Raw genomic sequence first — 19,518 nt, forward strand, 5'->3', positions numbered from 1 at the left:
GTCCGGGCGCATGCACCGCGGCAGCTGGGCTTCGGGCCGGGCCGGCAACGTGGCCGTCAGCGCGACGGCCTGCGCATGCTGCTGCGCCGCCGCCAGCGCGAACAGCTGCCAGGCCATGCCGTCGTCGCGCGTAAAGCCGCGGCCGTTGGCGATCATCCAGCCCAGCCGGTACTGGGCATCCGGGTCGCCCATGCGGGCGGCGCGGCAATACAGCAGCGAGGCCACGGACAGGTCGCGCGGCACGCCTTCGCCGTGTTCGTACTGGGCAGCCGTGTCGAGCAGTGTCGCGGCCGTCTGCGCCGGCGCCGCCGTGCCGAATGCAAGGCCGGCCAGCAGCAGCAGGAGGGAAATGAGCGGGCGCATGATGCGTCAGCCTTTCAGGCTTTCCGTGGGAAACATGGTGGCTCCTTGGGAACGTGTAGCGCGGCGGACCTCGCTTCGTTCATTGTAGCGACGGTATGGCAGCGTTCAGGCAGCTTCCTGCCGGGGTTTGAGCAAGGACAAGGTCGCCTTATGCAGCAGGTGCCGGGCCAGCAGCACGGGCGGCATGCGCAGCCAATTGCCACGGATATACAGCAGGAAGCGGGCAACTGGGCTGAGCCAGTCACCGCAGCTGGTGTGCTCCGGCAGCAGTGCGCGCCGGAACAGCGCGTCCATCAGGGCCAGCAGCGGTGCCGGCGGCGCCGTGTCGCGCAGCGCATCGGTCGCGGCGGCCGGCACCGTCGTGCCCAGCAGCATGCCGGCATAGCGCAGCGCGTAGAACAGTGGCCTGGCCAGTTCCAGCTGGTGGGCGCGCGGCACCAGCTGGGCCCAGAAGCGGGCATCCGTACCGAAATGCTCCAGCAGGCGGTGGATGTCGAACAGGTCGCGCAGGCCGTTGTTGTACTCGCCGTCGCTGAACAGGTGCACGGCGCTGTGCAGCACCATGTCGACGGGGGCCAGCACGCGCACGCCCGCTTCGCCATCCACGGGCACGGCGGCGGCGCGCAGCAGGGCCGAGTCAGGCCGGGCCGCCGCCGTCTTCGGCAGGATCGCGTGGTGCACGTCGATCAGCGATTCGCGGCGCACGTGCTGCATCGGCGGCAGCTCATGCATCCATTCGCGGTAGTAGCGCTGGTCGTAGGGATCGTGGTGGGTGCCGGCCCAGCCGGCCAGCATCAGTGCCGCCTCCGCTTCGGCCAGGCGTGCCTCGGGCACGAGGATGTCGATGTCGGAGAACAGCCGGCCTTGCCCGGCGGGCAGCCCGGTGATGCTGTAGGCCGCGCCCTTGAGCAGCAGCACCGGCAGGCCCAGTTCGCGCAGGGCCTGCTTGACCAGCCGTACCTCCCAGCGCACGGCCTGGCGGTGGCGCCGCGCCAGCACGCCGGCCCAGTCCAGGTGTTCGCGCGCGCAGGCGGGCACGCGGTCCAGCAGGTCGTGCCGGGCCAGCAGGTGGCCCAGGCTGGCCATCAGGTTGGCCGCGCCGGCCTGGCGCAGCAGCAGGTCCCACTGCGCATCGTCCAGGCGCGTCACGCCTGCCGGGTCGCGCAGGGCACCGACCAGCAAGGGCTGCAGCGCGGCCGTCATGGCGCCGCCAGGGTGTCGAAAAAGGCCAGCGCCTCGTCCAGCACGCTGTACGTGAAGCGGTAGCCCTGCGAGTGCTCGACCAGGCCGGCCAGCGCGTCGAAGCCGCTGGCGGCCAGCAGGCTGTAGTTGAAGCAGTTGGCGGCCAGTTCCATGAAAGTGTCGGCACGCGCCATGGGCTGGGCCGCCAGCGCTGCGCCGGCCGCGTAGCGGGGGAACACCACCCAGGCCGGCACGGCCGTTTCGCCCGCCCGCAGCACGCTGGCGGCGGGCGCCTTCATGTGCGCGACGGTGCCCTTGGTGGTGTCCGTCACGGGGCGGCTCAGCACGGCGTCGGGCACATAGGCGCGGATGACGTCGATCGACGCATTCTTCAGGCTGACGGGGCGTGGCAGGGGCACCAGCAGGCCGTCGTCCAGGCGCAGCATGGTCAGTTCGTCCGACAGCAGGCGCCAGCCACCGCGGCCGACGAGGGCGGCGCACAGCGTGCTCTTGCCCGACCCGGGCGGGGCCGGCAGGATGGCGGCGCGGCCGTTCTTCTCGACCACGGCCGCATGCACGATCAGGTAACGGTTGGCCCGGCTGGAGACGCACCAGTTCAGGCCCCACTCGAACATGGGAAAGGCCTGGTCCAGCGGCAGCGGGCGAAACAGCGAGCGGCCGTCGTACAGCAGCGTCACCTGGGGCTTGAGCCAGCGGCGCGGCGTCAGCGGGCGGGTCAGTTGCAGGTGGAAGTCGGCAAACGCGTTCTCGTCCAGCACGGGGTAATCCGCATACAGCAGGGCGATGCTGTCGGCAACGCTGGGAATGGCCGTCTGCAGGCGGGTGGCGAAGCGCCCGGTGCCCAGGGTCAGGCCGCTGCCGCCGAGCGCAGCACGCAGCCGCGCCGGCCCGAGGGAGGCCACGTCCGTCATGCCGGTTCGATCAGGTCGAGCTGGCGCAGGCTGTCCAGCAGGGGCAGGAGGGCCGGGTCGGCCAGGTCGCCGGCACCGAGCAGGCCGTCGCGCAGGTCCAGCAGCAGGGCCAGCGCCGCTTCGTCGAGCTGGTGCGTGGCACCGGATAAATCATTGTAGAGCACAGCCGTTCCATCCCAGCAGCGGTGTTGCAGCGCCTGGCCTGGCACGATCCGCCAAGCCGCCATCAGTCAAACGTGCTTTGCAGGTATTCGGCGATGCGCGCGCCATCCCAGCGCACGCCGGCCGTGGGCGTGTAGTAGCCCTTCGTGTTGTATTCGTTCCAGATGCGCTTGAGCTCGACTTCGGTCTGGAACGTCGACAGCCCCGCCTTGACGTTGAGCCAGCAGGCCACCAGGTGGCGGCCAATGCCGTGCTTGTCGAAGCTCTTCGGCGTCAGGATGCCGCTCAGGCTGACGCTGCCGTACGATTTGAAGGACTTGGCATCGCAGGCGAACACCTTGGCGTAGGCCATGTTTTTGTCGCAGCCCCCCGGCCATGAGTGGGTTTTCCAGTAGCCGGACGAGCGGCCCGAGCAGACCGGCTTCGGGCCGCGAAAGCTTTGCAGCCCGCCCGACAGCGATCCGGACGCGGTGGTGCACACTTCGGCCGCCATGCCCGGCGCGCCGTGCAGGGTCAGCAACACGCCCGAGGCCGCGGCCCCGGCGCGCGTGAAGCGGCGCCGCGACAGGCCATGCTGGCTGAGCGATGCCTCCACCGGCGGCGGGGCCGCTTGAGCGGTGTCGGCAATGGTGTCTGGCTGTTTTGGGGTGACCACGTTTCGATCCTCGGTAGATGCCTGGCTGGCAGCGGTAGATTAAGCAATCTCCATACCAATGTCGGAGATCCGCTGCCGATCTTTATTGAATCAATGAGTTATCGCAAACGATGCGATGGAAAATCGCGCCTAACCTTGTTGTTCATCAATAAAGTGTAAAGTTTATCGACAAAACTCGGAACGGCACCTGTATTAACTCAGAAGAAACTCTCGGGAACCACGAGCACGTCACCCGGACGCATTGGCACATTCGCCGATATATCGCCTTCCTTGATCAGGTCATTCAGGCGTACATTGAATGTCTGCGTGCCGCCGCCGCTGCGCCGGATAATGGTGGCCTTATTCCCCGCGGCGAATTCGGTCACGCCGCCGACGGCAATGAGCACATCCATCAGCGACATATCGCGCCGGTAAGGCAGGGCCTGCGGCCGGGCCGCCTGGCCGATGACGCGAATCTGCTCGCCATAGGTGCCGACAAAGCCCGTGACGATGACCGTCACGACGGGCTGCTGGATATATTTACTGAGGGCTTTTTCGATATCGCGGGCCAGCTGGGTGGATGTCTTGCCCGATGCTTCCAGGTCTTCCACCAGGGGCGCGGTGATCTTGCCGTCCGGACGCACCGGCACGGACGTGGACACCTCCGGATTGCGCCACACCTGGATCATGACGTTGTCGCCGGCACCGATCAGGTAGTCGCTGGTGGGGGTGGGACCGGCGTCGGGGGCGCCACCCTTGGGCGTCGCGCAGCCGGTCAGCAATACGATGGACAGGGCGAGGGGCAGCGCCAGGGCGCCCGTCGTCCACCAGCCACGCTGGGATTTCTGGTTCGACATCAGATTTCTCCTGTTCAGGACTTCCATCGCCCGGCTGCCGGCATTCTTTGTTGCCAGCTAGCCATCTTAAGTTTTCTTTTTGGCATTTCAATTGTATATCAGGGGCAAGGCCGGTAGCGCATTCCGGCGGCCTTTTATTTTGCCGCGCCACCCCGGCGTAACAGTTCTGCGACATGCTGCGCGGGAATGGCGTAGCTGATGCCGCTGGGGGTGGCGATGGCGCCTTCGCGCGTGCCTTTCAGCGCCGTCATATTGATGACGCCCACCACATTGCCCGTGGCCGGTTCGTACAGGGGACTGCCGCTGTTGCCGGGATAGGCCGTGCCGTCGAGCTGGAAAATGCCGAAGGTGGGGTTCTTCAACTGGCTGACGGCGCGGGCATTCAGGGCGCGCGAGTTGATTGCCGGCAGGACCACCGGGGCAATGGCGGCCAGGGTGGCACGGTGGGTGGCGGGCACCAGGCCCAGCGACATGCCCAGGGGGAAGCCGGTAAACGCCAGCTGGCTGCCTTCCGCCGGTGGCTCCGTGGCCAGGCGCAGGGCCGGCAGGGGCGTGCCCGTCAGGCGCAGGTGCACCAGGTCGTGCTCGCGGTCGATGCCGGCGATGGTGGCCGTGCGGAATTGCAGCTGGCTGCCGCTGCCGGTGACGATGCCCAGCAGTTCGCCCCGTTCCACGGCCAGCGGCGCGGCCACCGCGTGGGCATTGCTGATGACGCTCAGTCCGTCGCCGACAACGAAACCGGTGGCGATGAATACGACGGGCGGTGCCCGCGTCGGCAGCATCGTGCCGATACCGACGATGGCCGGCTTGATGGCGGGCACGATGGCCGTCAGCGCATCGGCGTGGACCGGGCTGACCGGCCACACGGCGAGCACGGCCGCCATGGCCAGGGCCGGAACAAGGCAGGAGAGACGGGTCGCGCGAATACTCATGGTGCTCCTCGATTCGAATCTGCGGCCAACCGGCCAGATTACCACCAATTTACCGATCCGCCTGGTTTATTACGCCAATGTCACGGATGTCGCGCGAATGCCGCAGCCTTAAAATAATATAAACAGGCAACGCTTTCTAAGGTATTATAGTGAAATTGATGTAATTTAAGCAATAACTTTTGGGTTGCGAGTCATAGTTCCATCACCCGCCGCCTTGGTAATCTTTCGCGAGTTGACGAAATGGCTGAGCTTGTCGCCGTACTGTTGTCGTTTCTAAAGGCAATTGGCAATTATCGCTGGTATGCCATCGGCATCAGCTGGCTGGTGGCATTGGGTGGCTGGGCCTACGTTTATTCCATGCCCGACGAATACCAGGCCACCGCCCGGGTTTATGTCGACACCCAAAGTATCCTGAAGCCCCTGATGGCCAGCATGACGACGATGCCCAATGTCGAGCAGCAAGTCATGTTCATGCGCCGCACCCTGATCAGCCGCCCCAATGTCGAGCGCGTCATGCGCATGGTCGATCTTGACATTAAAGCGGGCTCGCCGCGCGAACAGGAAGAGATGGTCGACAAGCTGATGACCCAGATCAAAATGGGCGGCACCGAGCGCGACGACATCTACACGATCTCCTACACGAGCGCCAACCCGAAGACGGGCAAGGAAGTGGTGCAGTCGCTGCTGACGATCTTTGTCGAGGGCAGCTTCGGCGGCAAGAAGCTCGATTCGGAAAAAGCCATCCAGTTCATCGACGACCAGATCAAGATGTACGAGGAACGCCTCGCCACGGGCGAGAACGCGCTGAAGGAGTTCAAGATCCGCAACATGGGCATGCTGCCCCGCCAGGGCAGCGACTATGCCAGCGGCTACGGCGAGCTGGCGGACAAGCTGAGCCAGGCCAAGCTGGAAATGCTGGAGACGGAACAGGCCCGCAATGCCATCAAGCGCCAGATGCTGGGCGACGAGATGGCGCCGGTGGGCGGCGCCGTCGTGGCCGAGCCGGCCAATCCGGAAATCGACGAGCGCATCGCCGCCGTCGAGAAGCAGCTCGACACCTTGCGCCTGCAGTACACGGAAGAGCATCCGGACATCGTCGCCGCCAAGCGCCTGATCGCGTCGCTGGAGAACCGCAAGAAAACCGAGGCGAAGACCGTCAAGCCTGGTGACCCGGGCGCCAACTACAGCCCGATGTTGCAGCAGATGAACGTCGCCCTGTCCGTCGAGGAAGCGAAGCTGGCGTCGCTGAAGGCGCGCGTGAACGAATACACGTCGCGGCTGGCGCAGATGCGCTCGCACAGCAATATGGCACCGGAAATCGAGGCCCAGCTGGCCCAGCTGAACCGGGATTACTCGATCAACAAGGAAAACTACGAGAAGCTGGTGCAGCGCCGCGAGTCGGCCAAGTTGTCGGGCGACCTCAGCACGGCCACCGACATGATGAGCTTCCGCGTCGTCGATCCGCCTACCGCGCCGCGCACGCCGGTGGGCCCGAACCGCCTGCGCCTGTATTCGATCGTGCTGCTGGCCTCGCTGGTGGCCGGGCTCGGCGCCGCCTTGCTGATGAGCCAGGTCCGCCCGACCTTCCTCAGCCAGCGCAGCCTGCGCGATGCCACGGGCTTCCCCGTGCTGGGCGCGATCAGCATGAACTGGACGGACGGCGAGAAGGTCAAGCGCAAACGCCGCCTGGTGGGCTTCGGCGTCGCCATCCTGTCGCTGTTCAGCGCCTATGGCGGCATCCTGACACTGACCCTGTTCCGCTCCACGTGAGGGGGAGCGCGATGGTCCAATCACACAGGAGTGCCTCGTGAGCATTATCGAAAAAGCAGCCAGCCGCCTGCCTCCACCGCGCGCGCTCCAGGATAACGTGGCCGTGCTGGACGACCCGGCACCCCGCGCCGCGCCGGCCCAGCCGGCCTATGTGCCCCCGGCGGCCCAGGCGCCGCTGCTGGAATCGCGTCCCGCCCTGGGCGGCACGCCGATGGCGAAACTGATCGACGATCCGGCCGGCCAGGCCCATGCGGACCAGCTCCGTCCGGGCAGCCCGCACCGGGTCCGGCGCATCGAACTGGACCTGCCCGGCATGTCGCGCCGTGGCCTCGTCACGTCGGCCGGCGGGCGCACGCCCATGGTCGAAGAATTCCGCATCATCAAGCGGCCCCTGATCAAGCGCGCCTTCGCGCCGCGCAAGCAGGGCGAGAACCCGGGCAACCTGATCATGGTGACGAGCTCGCTGCCGGGCGAAGGCAAGACCTTCTGCGCCATCAACCTGGCCATGAGCATCGCCATGGAGCTGGACCACACGGTGCTCCTGGTCGATGCCGACGTGGCGCGCCCATCGATCCTGCGCACCCTGGGCGTGTCGGCCCAACGGGGCCTGCTCGACGTGCTGCAGGAAGAGCACGAGATGTCGGACGTGATGCTGCGTACCAATGTCGATACCTTGACGATCCTGCCGGCCGGTACCAGCAGCGCCAATGCCACGGAAATCCTGGCCAGCCAGGCCATGCGCCAGCTCGTGCACGAGATCGCCAACCGCTATCCGGACCGGATCGTCATCTTCGATTCGCCGCCGCTGCTGCTCACCAGCGAGGCGCGGGTGCTGGCCGGGCACATGGGCCAGATCGCCATGGTGGTGGAATCGGAACGCACCACCCAGCACGCCGTCATGGAAGCCCTGAGCCAGCTGGAAGGCTGCAGCAACGTCAACCTCATCTACAACAAGTCGCGCGAGTTGCTTGGGGCCGAGACGTATGACTATCACTACGGCTAAAGAGCCGCACGGACGCCGGCTGGCGCCGGCGCCGCTGGTGCTGTTCGTGCTGCTGGCGGCGCCCATGGCGCGCGCCGAGTGGGTGATCTCGCCCGCCGTCACGCTGCGCGAGACGTGGTCCGACAATGCCAGCCTGGCCAGCGCGAAATCCGGCTCCCAGTGGATCACCGAGGTATCGCCGTCCTTGCGCATCGCCAACCGCACGCCGCGGCTGGACGCCAGCCTGGACTATCGCATCAATGCACTGGAATACACGGGCGAGCGGCCCAGCGGTGCCGACCGCATCACCCAGCAGCTGAGCGCGGCCATGCGGGCCAAGGTGGTGCCGGACCTGTTCTACGTGGACGCGGACTACCACATCAGCCTGCAGCCCATTTCCGCCTTCGGCCCGCAAATCCAGAACGACTACACCAGCACCAACCGGCAGCAGGTGCGCAGCTGGCGCGTCAACCCCGTGCTGGTGCGGGAACTGGGCAACTTCGCCACGCTGCAGGCCAGCTATACGCGCGATTCGGTGGATGGCGGCAATATCGGCCTGGGCAGCAGCGAGGGCGATTCGCTGACCGTCAGCGTGAACAGCGGCGCCACGTTCCAGAAATTCACGTGGGGCATGCAGGCCAGCAGTTCCGATATCGATACGGCGGCCCTGCCGGAAACCCACAGCCGCACCGTCAATGCCAATGTCGGCTTCGGCCTGACGCGCCAGCTGCGCCTGACCGCCACCGCCGGCTACGACAAGTACACCTACGAGGCGCTGAGCGACAAGACCGAAGGCGCCAACTGGTCGACGGGGTTTCGCTGGACGCCATCGAGCCGCACCAATGTGGAAGCGACGCTGGGCCGGCGCTACTACGGCGACAGCTATTCGCTGCGCCTGATGCACCGCAGCCGCCGCACCGTCTGGAACATCACTTACGGTGACGACGTGACGACGTCGCGCTCGCAGTTCCTGATTCCCAGCACGGTCGACACGGCGGCCCTGCTGAACCAGATGTTCATGGCGAACTACCCGGACCCGGTACAGCGCGCGCTGATCGTGGCGGCCTACATGCGCGCCACCGGCCTGCCGCCGTCGCTGCCGAACAGCGTCAACTACTTCAGCAACCGCTATGTGCTGCAGAAGCAGCTGAACGCTTCCGTCGCGTTCCGCGCCGCCCGCAGCACCGCCGTTCTCAGCGCCTACCGGACGCGCCGCGAGGCGCTGACGACGGGCCGCGCCGACAGCACCCTGCTGGGGTCGAACAACTTCAGCATGAACGACAACGTCACCCAGGGTGGCGGCAGCGCCTCCATCAACTACCAGCTCAATGCGCGCACGAACCTGTCGCTCAGCAGTTCGTACATGCGGGCCCAGTCGCTGACCTTGGACCTGCAGTCGCGCACCCGCACGACGGCACTGACGGCCAGCCACGGTTTCGGACGGGGCGCCTCCGGCTCCGTGTCGCTGCGCCGCACCAACGGCACCGCCGGACTGTCTTCCACGCCGTACACGGAAAATTCCGTCTCGGCACAATTAACCATCCAGCTTTGACAGGGTAACGCGATGTATGAAAGTTACTACGGGCTGAGCGACAAGCCATTCCGCCTGCGCCCCGACCCCCATTTCTTCTTTGGCAGCAAGGGCCACAAGCGCGCCATGGCCTATCTCGACTATGGCCTGGCCCAGGGCGAAGGCTTTATCGTCATCACGGGCGACGTCGGCGCCGGCAAGACGACCCTGGTGCGCAGCCTGCTGCGCCGCATCGAGTCCGAGCAGATCGTCGCGGCCCACCTGGTCAATACCCACCTGAACGCGGACGATATCCTGCGCGGCGTCGTGGCCGGCTTCGGCCTGCCCTACGAGGATGCCAGCAGCAAGACGGCGCTACTCAGTCGCCTGGAAGCCTACTTGCGTGCCTGCGACAAGGCCGGCAAGCGGGCACTGCTGATCGTTGACGAGGCGCAGAACCTGACGCCCCGCGTGGTGGAAGAATTGCGCATGCTGTCGAACTTCCAGACGGACGACAAGTCATTGCTGCAGACGTTCCTGTTGGGCCAGCCCGAATTTCGCGCAACCTTGCACAGCCCCGGCATGCAGCAGCTGCGGCAGCGGGTCATCGCCACGTACCACCTGGGCCCGATGGATGCGCTGGAAACCCAGGCCTATATCGAACACCGCCTGCTCACCGTCGGCTGGAAGGGCGATCCATCCTTCAGCGCCGGGGCCCATGCGGCGATCTACCAGTTCACGGGGGGGATTCCACGCAAGACCAACCTGCTGTGCGACCGCCTGCTGCTGATGGGCTTCCTGGAAGAGATGCACGCGTTCACCGAAGCCGATATCGCCACCGTCATCGGCGATATCGACCAGGAATTCCAGGCGCCCGTGGCAGCCGGCATGGCCGGCATGGCCGGCATGGCCAGTGCCGCGACCGACGACGGTGCCGGCTTCAGCGTCGAACAGGCCGTGTTCGGCCACCAGTACCCGGCGGTGCTGGACGAGCGCATGCTGCGCCTGGAAAAATCGATGGGATCGGTCCTGTCGATCCTGAAACGCATCGTGCGCACGCCCGCCGGTGCCAACCAAGCCATGGATGGCGAATGACGATGAAGCAGTCCAACGATCAAGGCGGCAGCGAACTGCACCGCATCCTGTGCGTGGTCGGCGCACGCCCCAACTTCATGAAGATGGCGCCCATCATGGCGGCGATGGCGGCGCCCGGCGCGGCTCTGCAGCCCAAGCTGGTGCACACGGGCCAGCACTATGACGTGGCGATGAACCACCAGTACTTCCAGGCCCTGGGGATTCCCGAGCCGGACGTCAACCTGGAAGTGGGCAGCGGCAGCCACGCCCAGCAGACGGCCGAAGTGATGCGCCGCTTCGAACCGGCGCTGGACGAAGTGCAGCCGTCGGCCGTGCTGGTGGTGGGCGACGTCAATTCCACCATCGCCTGCGCGCTGGTGGCGGCCAAGAAGGGCGTGCCCGTCATCCACGTCGAGGCGGGCCTGCGCAGTTTCGACCGCGCCATGCCGGAGGAAATCAACCGCGTGCTGACGGACCAGCTGTCCGACCTGCTGTTTACCACCGAGGAAAGCGGCCGCGACAACCTGCTCAAGGAAGGCATCGCCGACAGCCGCATCCACTTCGTCGGCAACGTCATGATCGACACGCTGCGCCTGAACCTGCCGCGTGCCATCGCCACCGCGCAGATCGCGCTCGATGCCGGCCGGCCCGGCTTCGCCGACCATGGCTATGCCGTGCTGACCCTGCACCGGCCGTCGAACGTGGACGACCCCGTCATCCTGCAACGGCTGCTGGAAACGGCCGCCCGGATCAGCATGCGCACGCCGGTGATCTTCCCCGTCCACCCGCGCACTCGCGCCACCATCGAGCGCTTCGGCCTGTCGCACCTGCTGGACCGCCAGCAGATCCTGCTGCTGCCGCCGATGGGCTACCTGGAAATGTTGGGCCTGATGAAGGACGCGAAAGTCGTGTTGACCGACTCCGGCGGCATCCAGGAAGAGACCACGGCCCTGGGTACGCCCTGCATCACGCTGCGTCACAATACCGAGCGTCCGATTACCGTCGACGAAGGCACCAACACCATCGCCGGCGACGACCCTGTGCGCATCATGGCGGCCTATGACCAGGTATTGGCCGGCGGCGGCAAGGCCGGCCGCGTGCCCCATTTCTGGGACGGCCGCGCCGCCGAACGCATCGCCGTCATCGTGCGCGACTGGCTGCGCGCGCGCGGCTGAAGGAGAAGCAGATGAACGGGCCGGTGCCACACTTCGCAGCGCAAACCATCCGCAACGCGATGACGATCGACGTCGAGGACTACTTCCAGGTCTCGGCCTTCGCCGAGCAGATCGACCGCGCCAGCTGGCCATCGCGCGAATGCCGCGTCGAAGCCAATATCGAACGCATCCTGGCAATCCTGGAAGAGGGCGATGCCCGGGCCACCTTCTTCACCCTGGGCTGGATCGCCGAACGCTATCCGGCCATGGTGCGCAGGATCGTCGCGGCCGGCCATGAACTGGCCAGCCATGGCTACGGCCACTTGCGGGCGTCGGACCAGTCGCGCGCCGAATTCATGGACGACATCTCGCGCAGCAAGGCGATCCTGGAAGATATCGGCGGCCAGCGCGTGCTGGGCTACCGCGCGCCCAGCTTCTCGATCGGCCCCGCCAACCTGTGGGCACTGGCCGCCTTGCAGGAGGCGGGCTACCGCTACAGCTCCAGCATCTATCCGATCGCGCACGATCACTACGGAATGCCCGACGCGCCCCGTTTCGCCTTCTACCCGAACGGCACCGACGGCCTGCTGGAAGTGCCGATCACGACGGTGCGCCTGATGAAGCGCAACCTGCCCGCCGGCGGCGGCGGCTACTTCCGCCTGCTGCCGTATGCGCTGTCGCGCACGATGATGCGGCGCGTGAACCGCATGGACGCACAGCCGGCCATCTTCTATTTCCACCCGTGGGAAATCGATCCGGGCCAGCCGCGCCCGGAAGGCATCGCCATGAAAAGCCGCTTCCGCCACTACGTCAACCTGGGCCGCATGGAGCGGCGCATTCGCGCGCTGACGCGCGATTTCGCCTGGGACCGGATGGATCGCATCTTCCTGGGGCGGCCATGAGCGCCATCATCGAAGCGGCGATGGAACGCGCCCGCGAACCTGCATCCGTTCCGGACCCTGTGCCGGGACCCGTGACGGTGCGCCTTCTGCGCGACGACGCCCAGGACCGCGCGCGCTGGGATGCCTTCGTGTACACCTGCCCGCAGGCCAGCTTCTTCCACCGCGCCGGCTGGCAGCGCGTCATCGAACATGCCTTCGGCCACCGCACCTGGTTCCACCTGGCCGAGCAGGATGGCGCCATCGTCGGCGTGCTGCCGCTGGCGCAGATCAAGAGCAGGCTGTTCGGCCACTCGCTGATCGCGCTGCCGTTCTGCGTGTATGGCGGCGTGGCGGCCGTGTCGGATGCGGCGCAGCGCGAACTGGACGCCGCCGCGCTGGCACTGGCCGCGTCGCTGGGCGCCGGCCACCTGGAATACCGCAACTACACGCCGGCGCACCCGGGCGACCCGGCCTGGCAGGGCAAGGAACTGTACGTCACGTTCCGCAAGGCCATCGGCGCGGACGACGAGGAAAACATGAACGCCATCCCGCGCAAGCAGCGCGCGATGGTCCGCAAGGGCATCAAGTGCGGCCTGACGGGCGAAGTGGACGACGATGTCGAACGCTTCTTCGTGGCCTATTCGAACAGCGTGCACCGCCTGGGCACGCCCGTGTTCTCGAAAAAGTACTTCGCCCTGCTGAAGCAGGAATTCGCAAACGACTGCGAAGTGCGCGTCATCGTCAAGGACGGCCAGCTCGTCGCCGGCGTGCTGAGCTTCTTCTTCCGCGACGAGGTGCTGCCTTACTACGGCGGCGGCATGCCGGTGGCGCGCGACGTGGCCGGCAACGACTTCATGTACTGGAACCTGATGCAGGCGTCGGCCGCGCGCGGCTGCCGGCTGTTCGACTTCGGCCGCAGCAAGGTCGGCACGGGCGCCTTCGATTTCAAGAAGAACTGGGGCTTCACGGCCCAGCCGCTGCCGTACGAATACCACCTGGTGACGGCCACCGCCATCCCCGACGTGAACCCGCTGAACCCGAAGTACCAGCTGTTCATCAAGCTGTGGCAGAAGCTGCCCCTGGCGCTGGCCAACGCGCTGGGCCCGCATATCGTCAAGGACCTGGGGTAATACCGTGGACGATCTGCTGCTGCTGGTGCACCGCATCCCCTACCCGCCGAACAAGGGGGACAAGATCCGCTCGTGGCACCTGCTGCAGCACCTGGCCAAGCGCTATCGCGTGCACCTGGCCACCTTCGTCGACGACAAGGACGACTGGCAGTACGTGCCGCACGTGCGCAAGCTGTGCGCCTCCAGCCATTTCGCGCCCCTGAATCCCCGCATCGCCCGGGTGCGCAGCCTGCGCGCGCTGCTGGCCAACCGCGCCATGTCGCTGGATTATTACAGCGACCGGGGCACTCGCCACTGGGTGCGCCACACGATGGGATCGAAAAAGATCGAACGCATCGTCGTGTTCTCGTCGCCGATGGCGCAGTATGCCCAGCCTTACCCGGATGCACGCCGCATCGTCGACCTGTGCGATGTCGATTCCGAAAAATGGCGGCAGTACGCCGGCCAGAAGCCTTGGCCGGCCAGCCTGCTGTATGCCTACGAAGCGAGCCGCCTGCTGTGCTACGAGCGCAAGGTGGCGGCATGCAGCGACGCGACCCTGTTCGTGTCGCAGCCGGAAGCGCAGCTGTTCCGCCGCCTGGCGCCGGAAAGCGCGGATCGCATCGGCTTCTACAGCAATGGCGTCGACACCGCGTATTTCAGCCCGGACGGCGAATTTGCCCAGGCTGCCGCGAATCCCTACGCGCCGGGCGAACGGGCCATCGTGTTCTGCGGCGCCATGGACTACTGGCCCAATATCGACGCGGTCGAATGGTTCGCCCGCGAAGTGCTGCCGGCCGTGCTGGCACGTACACCCGCGGCGCGCTTCGTCGTCGTCGGTGCCCGCCCGGCGCCGGCCGTGCGTGCCCTGGCCGCGCTGCCCGGCGTCGTCGTCACCGGTACCGTGCCGGACGTGCGGCCGTATGTCGCCCACGCGGCCCTGTCGGTGGCGCCGCTGCGCGTGGCACGGGGCATCCAGAACAAGGTATTGGAAGCGATGTCGATGGCGCGCACGGTGATCCTGTCGCCGCAGGCGCTGGAAGGCATCGACGCCGTGTCGGGCCGCGACGTCATCGTCGCCGACGACGCGGCGGCATTTGCCGCCACCGTCAATGCCCAGCTGGCCGCGCCCGGCAACTTCGGCGCCGCCGCGCGGGCCTGCATCGAGGCCGCATATGGCTGGGATGCCAGGCTGGCCGCGCTGGACGGCCTGCTGGAAGCGCCGCCCATGCATGCTGGCGCAGCTGCCGCCGCCCCGGCGGTCAACCCCTTGCCGGAATGGACGGGCGCATGAACACCCACGCCAGCAACGTCGTCGACCTGCGCACCGCGCGCAAGCACCTGCCGGCCGAAGCCCAGGCCGTGCCGGCCACGCCGCCTGCCGCCGGCACCGGTACCGTGCAATGGCTGATCGTCTGCGCCGCCATACTGGTGCCGTTCATCGCCTACTTCGATACGGCCGCGTCCATCGTCGCGATCTGGCAGCGCTCCGCCACCTTCGCTCATGGCTACGTGATCCTGCCGATCAGCCTGTGGCTGATCTGGCAGCGCCGCGCCGTGCTGGCGCAGCTGCCCGTGCGGCCCTGGCTGCCCGCCCTGGCGGCGCTGCTGCTGTGCGGTGCGGCCTGGATGCTCGGGCTGCTGGGCGACGTCTCCATCGTGCGCCAGTATGCCTTCGCCGCCATGATCCCGCTGACGGTGCTGGCCGTCGCCGGCACGGCCATCGCCCGCGCCATTGCCTTTCCGCTTGCGTTCATCCTGTTCGGCGTGCCCGTCGGCGAAGGCCTGATCGATCCCCTGATCCAGCTCACGGCCAGCTTCACCGTCGACGCGCTGCGCGCCACCGGCATTCCCGTTCTGCGCGAAGGGAACAACTTCAGCATCCCCACGGGCGACTGGTCCGTTGTCGAAGCCTGCAGCGGCCTGCGCTACCTGATTTCGTCGTTCACGCTGGGCTGCCTGTACGCCTACCTGACCTACCGAAGCACGTGGCGCCGCGTGCTGTTCGCGCTGGTCTCGCTGGTACTGCCCATCTTCGCCAACGCGCTGCGCGCCTACATGATCGTCATGATCGGCCATACCAGCAATATGACCCTTGCCGTCGGCGTCGACCACCTGATCTACGGCTGGGTATTTTTCGGCCTCGTCATGCTGCTGCTGTTCTGGATCGGCAGCTTCTGGCGCGAGGACCGCGCCGCGCCGCCGGCGAGCCACTACGCCGGCAAGACCCGGCCTGCATCGCCGGCCCGGACAGCGCTGGCGGCGCTGGCAGCCACCGCCTGCATCGGCGTCTGGCCCGCCTATGGCCATTACCTGGAACCGGCCAATGCCGCGCCGCCGCCGGCCGAGCTGGACTCCTACCGGGCCAAGGTGCCGGTCGCCGCGCCATTTACGGAGTGGGAACCCAGCTACGCCACGGCAGCGGCCTCGCTGCGGCGCTTCTACCGCGTGGACGGCAGCCGCGTCGGCCTGGCCGTGCGCTACTACCGCGACGGCCAGCCGGGACGCCTGATCAGCTCCACCAACCGCCTGACCGAATGGCGCACGGCCTGGTATGAAACGGGCACGATCGTGCGCGACGAAACCATCGACGGCCGCCACCTGCAGGTGCGCGAGACCACGGTCGCCGGTGCCGATGCCCGCTTCGTCGTCTGGCAGTGGTACTGGATCGGCGGCACCACCACGGCCAACGACTATGTCGGCAAGCTGCTGCAGGTACGCCAGAAATTCCTGACCGGCAGCGACGATGGCGCCGCCGTGATGGTGTTCGCCCGCTACGAAGACAATCCCGCCACGGCGCGGCCCGCGCTGCGCAACTTCCTGCGCGGCGAACTGGCCGCGCTCAATGCCGCGCTGGCCGCCAACCGCAGGCCATGAACACGATGACCGACCTGACTACCCGCGACGACAGGGCGCTGATCGTCCACCTGATCTACCGGCTCGATTTCGGCGGCCTGGAATCGCTGATGGTCGAGCGCATCAACCGCATGCCGGCCGAGCGCTACCGCCATGCCGTGGTGTGCCTGACGGACTTCAATCCCGCCTTCGCCCGCAAGATCGCGCGCACCGACGTGGCCCTCCACGCGCTGCACAAGCAGCCCGGCCTGTCGCTCGGCACGCATGGCGCCCTGTGGCGCCTGTTGCGCCAGCTGCGGCCCGCCGTGCTGCATTCGTATAACCTGTCGGCCATTGAATATGCGCCCGTGGCGCTGGCGGCCGGCGTGCCCGTGCGGATCAACGGCGCCCACGGCCGCGATGCGGACGACCCGCACGGCCTCAATCGCAAGCACAACCTGCTGCGCCGCCTGATGGTGCCGTTCTATCACTGCTGCTACGCCAATTCGGCCGCGATGGAAGCGTGGAACCGCGCCGTCATCAAGGTACCCGGCCACAAGACGCGCATGCTGGTCAATGGCATCGATGCCGAACGCTTCCGGCCCCGCGCGGCAGGCGATGCGGCGCCGGCGGACAGCCCATTCGAGGCCGGCCACATCGTCATCGGAACCGTCGGGCGCATCCAGGCGGTGAAGGATCACGCCACCCTGGTCGACGCCTTCGCCCTGCTGCGCCAGCGCCTGCCGGGCGAGGCGGCGCGCCTGCGCCTGGCCATCGTCGGCGACGGCCCGCTGCTGCCGGCCACGCGCGAGAAGGTGGCGTTGCTCGGCCTGGCCGACGCCGTCTGGCTGCCCGGCGCGCGCACCGATATCGCCGACATCCTGCGCCGCATCGATATCTTCGCCATGTCATCCATCGCCGAAGGCACGCCCGGCTCCGCGCTGGAAGCGATGGCCAGCGGCTTGCCGGTCGTGGGCACGCGGGTGGGCGGCATTCCGGAAGTGATCGCCGACGGCGGCACCGGTTTCCTGGTGCCGCCATCGGACCCGGCCGCGATGGCGGCCGCATTGGAACGATACGTGGTGTCGCCGGACCTGGCGACCCAGCACGGCACCGCCGGCCGCGAGCGGGTGCTGCGCAAATACAGCATGGCGGCGATGGTGGCCGCCTACCAGGCCATGTACGACAGCCTGTGCGAAAGCAGGATCAAGACTAAAGGGGCGGTGCCATCATGTGTGGAATAGTGGGTGTACTGGACACGCGCGGCAGGCGCGACATCGATGAAGCGCTGCTGCGGCGGATGAACGACACGCAGTTCCATCGCGGTCCGGACGAAGGCGACATCTACCGCGAGCCGGGCGTGGGCTTCGGCCACCGGCGCCTGTCGGTGATCGACATCGCCTCGGGCCAGCAGCCGCTGGGCAACGAGGACGGCAGCGTCATGGTCTGCTACAACGGCGAGATCTACAACTACCGCGAGCTGACGGCCGAACTGAAGGCGCTGGGCCACGTCTTCCGCACCCACAGCGATACGGAAGTGATCGTGCATGCGTGGGAGGAGTGGGGCGAGGCCTGCGTCGAGCGCTTCCGCGGCATGTTCGCCTTCGGCCTGTGGGACCGCAATCAGCAGGTGATGTTCCTGGCGCGCGACCACATGGGCGTCAAGCCGATGTTCTACGCGATGCTGCCGGACGGGTTGTTCGCCTTCAGTTCCGAGCTGAAGGCGCTGCGCTCGCTGCCCGGCCTGCCGCGCGAGATCGACCCGCACGCCGTCGAGGACTATTTCGCCTACGGTTACGTGCCGGAGCCGAAGACCATCTACAAGGGTGCCTTTAAACTGTCGCCGGGCTACCGGCTGCTGCAGAAGGTGGGCCAGCCGCTGGCCGAGGCGCGCCGCTACTGGGACGTGCCGTTCAAGCTGCACCATGCCATGACGGAGGGCGACGCCCAGGGCGAGCTGGTGGAGCGCCTGCGCGACGCCGTGAAGAGCCAGCTGGTGGCCGAGGTGCCGCTGGGTGCCTTCCTGTCCGGCGGCGTCGATTCCAGCGCCGTGGTGGCCACCATGGCGGGCCTGACGAAAGGCGCCGTCAATACCTGCTCGATCGCCTTTCGCGACAAGGCATACGACGAATCGGCCTATGCCGCCCAGGTGGCGCAGCAGTACCACACGGACCACCATGTCGAGACGGTCGACACGGACGACTTCGCGCTGCTCGACACCCTGTCCGACCTGTACGACGAGCCGTATGCCGACAGCTCGGCCATTCCCACCTACCGCGTGTGCCAGCTGGCGCGCCGGCGCGTGACGGTGGCGCTGTCCGGCGACGGCGGCGACGAGAACCTGGCCGGCTACCGCCGCTACCGCTATGCGATGGCCGAGGAGAGCGTGCGGGGCCGCATTCCATCCGCGCTGCGCAAGCCCCTGTTCGGCACCTTGGGCAAGTACTATCCGAAGGCCGACTGGGCGCCGCGCGTGTTTCGCGCCAAGACGACGTTCGAGGCCCTGTCGCGCGACCTGGTGGAAGGCTACTTTCACGGCGTGTCCATCATGTCCGACGCCATGCGCCACCAGCTGTTCTCCGACAAATTCCGCGCCGGCCTGCAAGGCTACCGGGCCATCGACGTGATGCGCGGCCATGCCGACCGCGCGCCGACGGACGACCCGCTGTCGATGATCCAGTACCTGGACATGAAGACCTACCTGCCGGGCGACATCCTGACCAAGGTCGACCGCGCCAGCATGGCCCATGCGCTGGAAGTGCGCGTGCCGCTGCTGGACCACCAGCTGGTCGAGTGGATTTCCGGCCTGCCGCCCGAGATGAAACTGAAGGGCAGCGAAGGCAAGTACATCTTCAAGAAAAGCATGGAAAAATTCCTGCCGCACGATATCCTGTACCGGCGCAAGCAGGGCTTCGCCGTGCCGCTGGCGGCCTGGTTCCGGGGGCCGCTGCGCGAGCGCGTGCGCACTTCGCTGCTGGGGCCGAACCTGGCCGCCACCGGCATGTTCAACACCGCGTTCCTGGCCGAGATGGTGGAGCACCACCAGTCCGGCCGGCGCGACTACAGCGCGCCGATCTGGACCTTGCTGATGTTCGAGGCCTTCCTGAAAAAAGAAATGCACGGCTAAACCATGGGTACCCT

Annotated in this window: 18 protein-coding genes; 11 read left to right on the forward strand and 7 right to left on the reverse strand. The window is 66.9% G+C overall.

All coding sequences use genetic code 11. The annotated features are described in order from the left end of the window. From GM672_RS18225 to GM672_RS18255, 7 genes are all read right to left on the reverse strand, one after another. Positions 1-363 (reverse strand): SEL1-like repeat protein (locus tag GM672_RS18225; RefSeq protein ID WP_170300128.1); only part of this gene is annotated, 363 nt, incomplete at its 3' end. 105 nt (positions 364-468) lie between these two features. Then, positions 469-1,566, reverse strand: a complete 1,098-nt coding sequence (locus tag GM672_RS18230) for a nucleotidyltransferase domain-containing protein (protein WP_188916049.1) — start codon at positions 1,564-1,566, stop codon at positions 469-471. Further along, a complete protein-coding gene (locus GM672_RS18235) occupies positions 1,563-2,477 on the reverse strand; it encodes an HprK-related kinase A (RefSeq protein WP_155471960.1) in 915 nt (304 codons plus the stop codon). Before GM672_RS18235 ends, GM672_RS18230 begins: the two co-directional genes overlap by 4 nt. Further along, entirely contained in the window at positions 2,474-2,641 is a 168-nt protein-coding gene (locus GM672_RS18240; protein WP_155471961.1) for a hypothetical protein, read from the reverse strand. The genes GM672_RS18235 and GM672_RS18240 overlap by 4 nt, the downstream gene beginning before the upstream one ends. 62 nt (positions 2,642-2,703) lie before the next feature. Next, on the reverse strand, positions 2,704-3,294 hold the full coding sequence (locus GM672_RS18245) for a hypothetical protein (RefSeq protein ID WP_155471962.1): 591 nt from the start codon (positions 3,292-3,294) through the stop codon (positions 2,704-2,706). Between the two features lie 197 nt (positions 3,295-3,491). Continuing rightward, entirely contained in the window at positions 3,492-4,130 is a 639-nt protein-coding gene (locus tag GM672_RS18250; RefSeq protein WP_155471963.1) for an XrtA/PEP-CTERM system exopolysaccharide export protein, read from the reverse strand. Positions 4,131-4,264: 134 nt separating this feature from the next. Continuing rightward, positions 4,265-5,062: a S1 family peptidase gene (locus tag GM672_RS18255; protein ID WP_229417804.1), complete on the reverse strand. Its 798-nt coding sequence runs from the start codon at positions 5,060-5,062 to the stop codon at positions 4,265-4,267. A 240-nt stretch (positions 5,063-5,302) separates the two neighbouring features. Between GM672_RS18255 and GM672_RS18260 the strand changes: the two genes are divergently transcribed. Genes GM672_RS18260 through GM672_RS18310 form a run of 11 tightly spaced genes read left to right on the forward strand, consistent with a single transcriptional unit; the run spans position 5,303 to position 19,504 of the window. Continuing rightward, positions 5,303-6,832: an XrtA system polysaccharide chain length determinant gene (locus tag GM672_RS18260; RefSeq protein ID WP_155471964.1), complete on the forward strand. Its 1,530-nt coding sequence runs from the start codon at positions 5,303-5,305 to the stop codon at positions 6,830-6,832. A 37-nt stretch (positions 6,833-6,869) separates the two neighbouring features. After that, positions 6,870-7,835, forward strand: a complete 966-nt coding sequence (locus GM672_RS18265; protein ID WP_229427761.1) for an XrtA-associated tyrosine autokinase — start codon at positions 6,870-6,872, stop codon at positions 7,833-7,835. Next, positions 7,816-9,366, forward strand: a complete 1,551-nt coding sequence (locus GM672_RS18270) for a TIGR03016 family PEP-CTERM system-associated outer membrane protein (RefSeq protein ID WP_155471965.1) — start codon at positions 7,816-7,818, stop codon at positions 9,364-9,366. Before GM672_RS18265 ends, GM672_RS18270 begins: the two co-directional genes overlap by 20 nt. Positions 9,367-9,378: 12 nt before the next feature. Further along, positions 9,379-10,419, forward strand: coding sequence for an XrtA/PEP-CTERM system-associated ATPase (locus GM672_RS18275; RefSeq protein WP_155471966.1), 1,041 nt, complete (start codon positions 9,379-9,381; stop codon positions 10,417-10,419). 2 nt (positions 10,420-10,421) lie between these two features. Then, entirely contained in the window at positions 10,422-11,573 is a 1,152-nt protein-coding gene (wecB, locus tag GM672_RS18280; RefSeq protein ID WP_155471967.1) for a non-hydrolyzing UDP-N-acetylglucosamine 2-epimerase, read from the forward strand. Positions 11,574-11,584: 11 nt separating this feature from the next. Then, positions 11,585-12,454 (forward strand): XrtA system polysaccharide deacetylase, encoded by an 870-nt coding sequence (locus GM672_RS18285; RefSeq protein ID WP_155471968.1) that lies wholly within the window; start codon positions 11,585-11,587, stop codon positions 12,452-12,454. Beyond that, positions 12,451-13,563, forward strand: coding sequence for a FemAB family XrtA/PEP-CTERM system-associated protein (locus GM672_RS18290; protein WP_155471969.1), 1,113 nt, complete (start codon positions 12,451-12,453; stop codon positions 13,561-13,563). The genes GM672_RS18285 and GM672_RS18290 overlap by 4 nt, the downstream gene beginning before the upstream one ends. A 4-nt stretch (positions 13,564-13,567) precedes the next feature. Beyond that, complete coding sequence (locus tag GM672_RS18295; protein WP_170300129.1) at positions 13,568-14,836, forward strand: TIGR03087 family PEP-CTERM/XrtA system glycosyltransferase; 1,269 nt, start codon at positions 13,568-13,570, stop codon at positions 14,834-14,836. Beyond that, positions 14,833-16,419, forward strand: a complete 1,587-nt coding sequence (gene xrtA, locus GM672_RS18300) for an exosortase A (RefSeq protein WP_155471970.1) — start codon at positions 14,833-14,835, stop codon at positions 16,417-16,419. Before GM672_RS18295 ends, xrtA begins: the two co-directional genes overlap by 4 nt. Next, the gene (locus GM672_RS18305) at positions 16,416-17,621 is read left to right on the forward strand and encodes a TIGR03088 family PEP-CTERM/XrtA system glycosyltransferase (protein WP_229417805.1); all 1,206 of its coding nucleotides are present in this window, start codon (positions 16,416-16,418) and stop codon (positions 17,619-17,621) included. The genes xrtA and GM672_RS18305 overlap by 4 nt, the downstream gene beginning before the upstream one ends. After that, positions 17,609-19,504 carry an XrtA/PEP-CTERM system amidotransferase gene (locus GM672_RS18310; RefSeq protein WP_155471971.1) on the forward strand — a complete coding sequence of 632 codons (1,896 nt, stop codon included), beginning with the start codon at positions 17,609-17,611 and terminating at the stop codon, positions 19,502-19,504. The genes GM672_RS18305 and GM672_RS18310 overlap by 13 nt, the downstream gene beginning before the upstream one ends. The last annotated feature ends 14 nt before the right edge of the window (positions 19,505-19,518 follow it).

The sequence above is a fragment of the Pseudoduganella buxea genome (assembly GCF_009720835.1).
GTDB lineage: Bacteria > Pseudomonadota > Gammaproteobacteria > Burkholderiales > Burkholderiaceae_D > Rugamonas > Rugamonas buxea.

Coding starts and splice junctions, on each gene's coding strand:
- GM672_RS18230 (WP_188916049.1), bottom strand. CDS start 1,566: ATGACGGCCGCGCTGCAGCCCTTGCTGGTCGGTGCCCTGCGCGACCCG.
- GM672_RS18235 (WP_155471960.1), bottom strand. CDS start 2,477: ATGACGGACGTGGCCTCCCTCGGGCCGGCGCGGCTGCGTGCTGCGCTC.
- GM672_RS18250 (WP_155471963.1), bottom strand. CDS start 4,130: ATGTCGAACCAGAAATCCCAGCGTGGCTGGTGGACGACGGGCGCCCTG.
- GM672_RS18255 (WP_229417804.1), bottom strand. CDS start 5,062: ATGAGTATTCGCGCGACCCGTCTCTCCTGCCTTGTTCCGGCCCTGGCC.
- GM672_RS18260 (WP_155471964.1), top strand. CDS start 5,303: ATGGCTGAGCTTGTCGCCGTACTGTTGTCGTTTCTAAAGGCAATTGGC.
- GM672_RS18270 (WP_155471965.1), top strand. CDS start 7,816: ATGACTATCACTACGGCTAAAGAGCCGCACGGACGCCGGCTGGCGCCG.
- GM672_RS18275 (WP_155471966.1), top strand. CDS start 9,379: ATGTATGAAAGTTACTACGGGCTGAGCGACAAGCCATTCCGCCTGCGC.
- wecB (WP_155471967.1), top strand. CDS start 10,422: ATGAAGCAGTCCAACGATCAAGGCGGCAGCGAACTGCACCGCATCCTG.
- GM672_RS18285 (WP_155471968.1), top strand. CDS start 11,585: ATGAACGGGCCGGTGCCACACTTCGCAGCGCAAACCATCCGCAACGCG.
- GM672_RS18290 (WP_155471969.1), top strand. CDS start 12,451: ATGAGCGCCATCATCGAAGCGGCGATGGAACGCGCCCGCGAACCTGCA.
- xrtA (WP_155471970.1), top strand. CDS start 14,833: ATGAACACCCACGCCAGCAACGTCGTCGACCTGCGCACCGCGCGCAAG.
- GM672_RS18305 (WP_229417805.1), top strand. CDS start 16,416: ATGAACACGATGACCGACCTGACTACCCGCGACGACAGGGCGCTGATC.
- GM672_RS18310 (WP_155471971.1), top strand. CDS start 17,609: ATGTGTGGAATAGTGGGTGTACTGGACACGCGCGGCAGGCGCGACATC.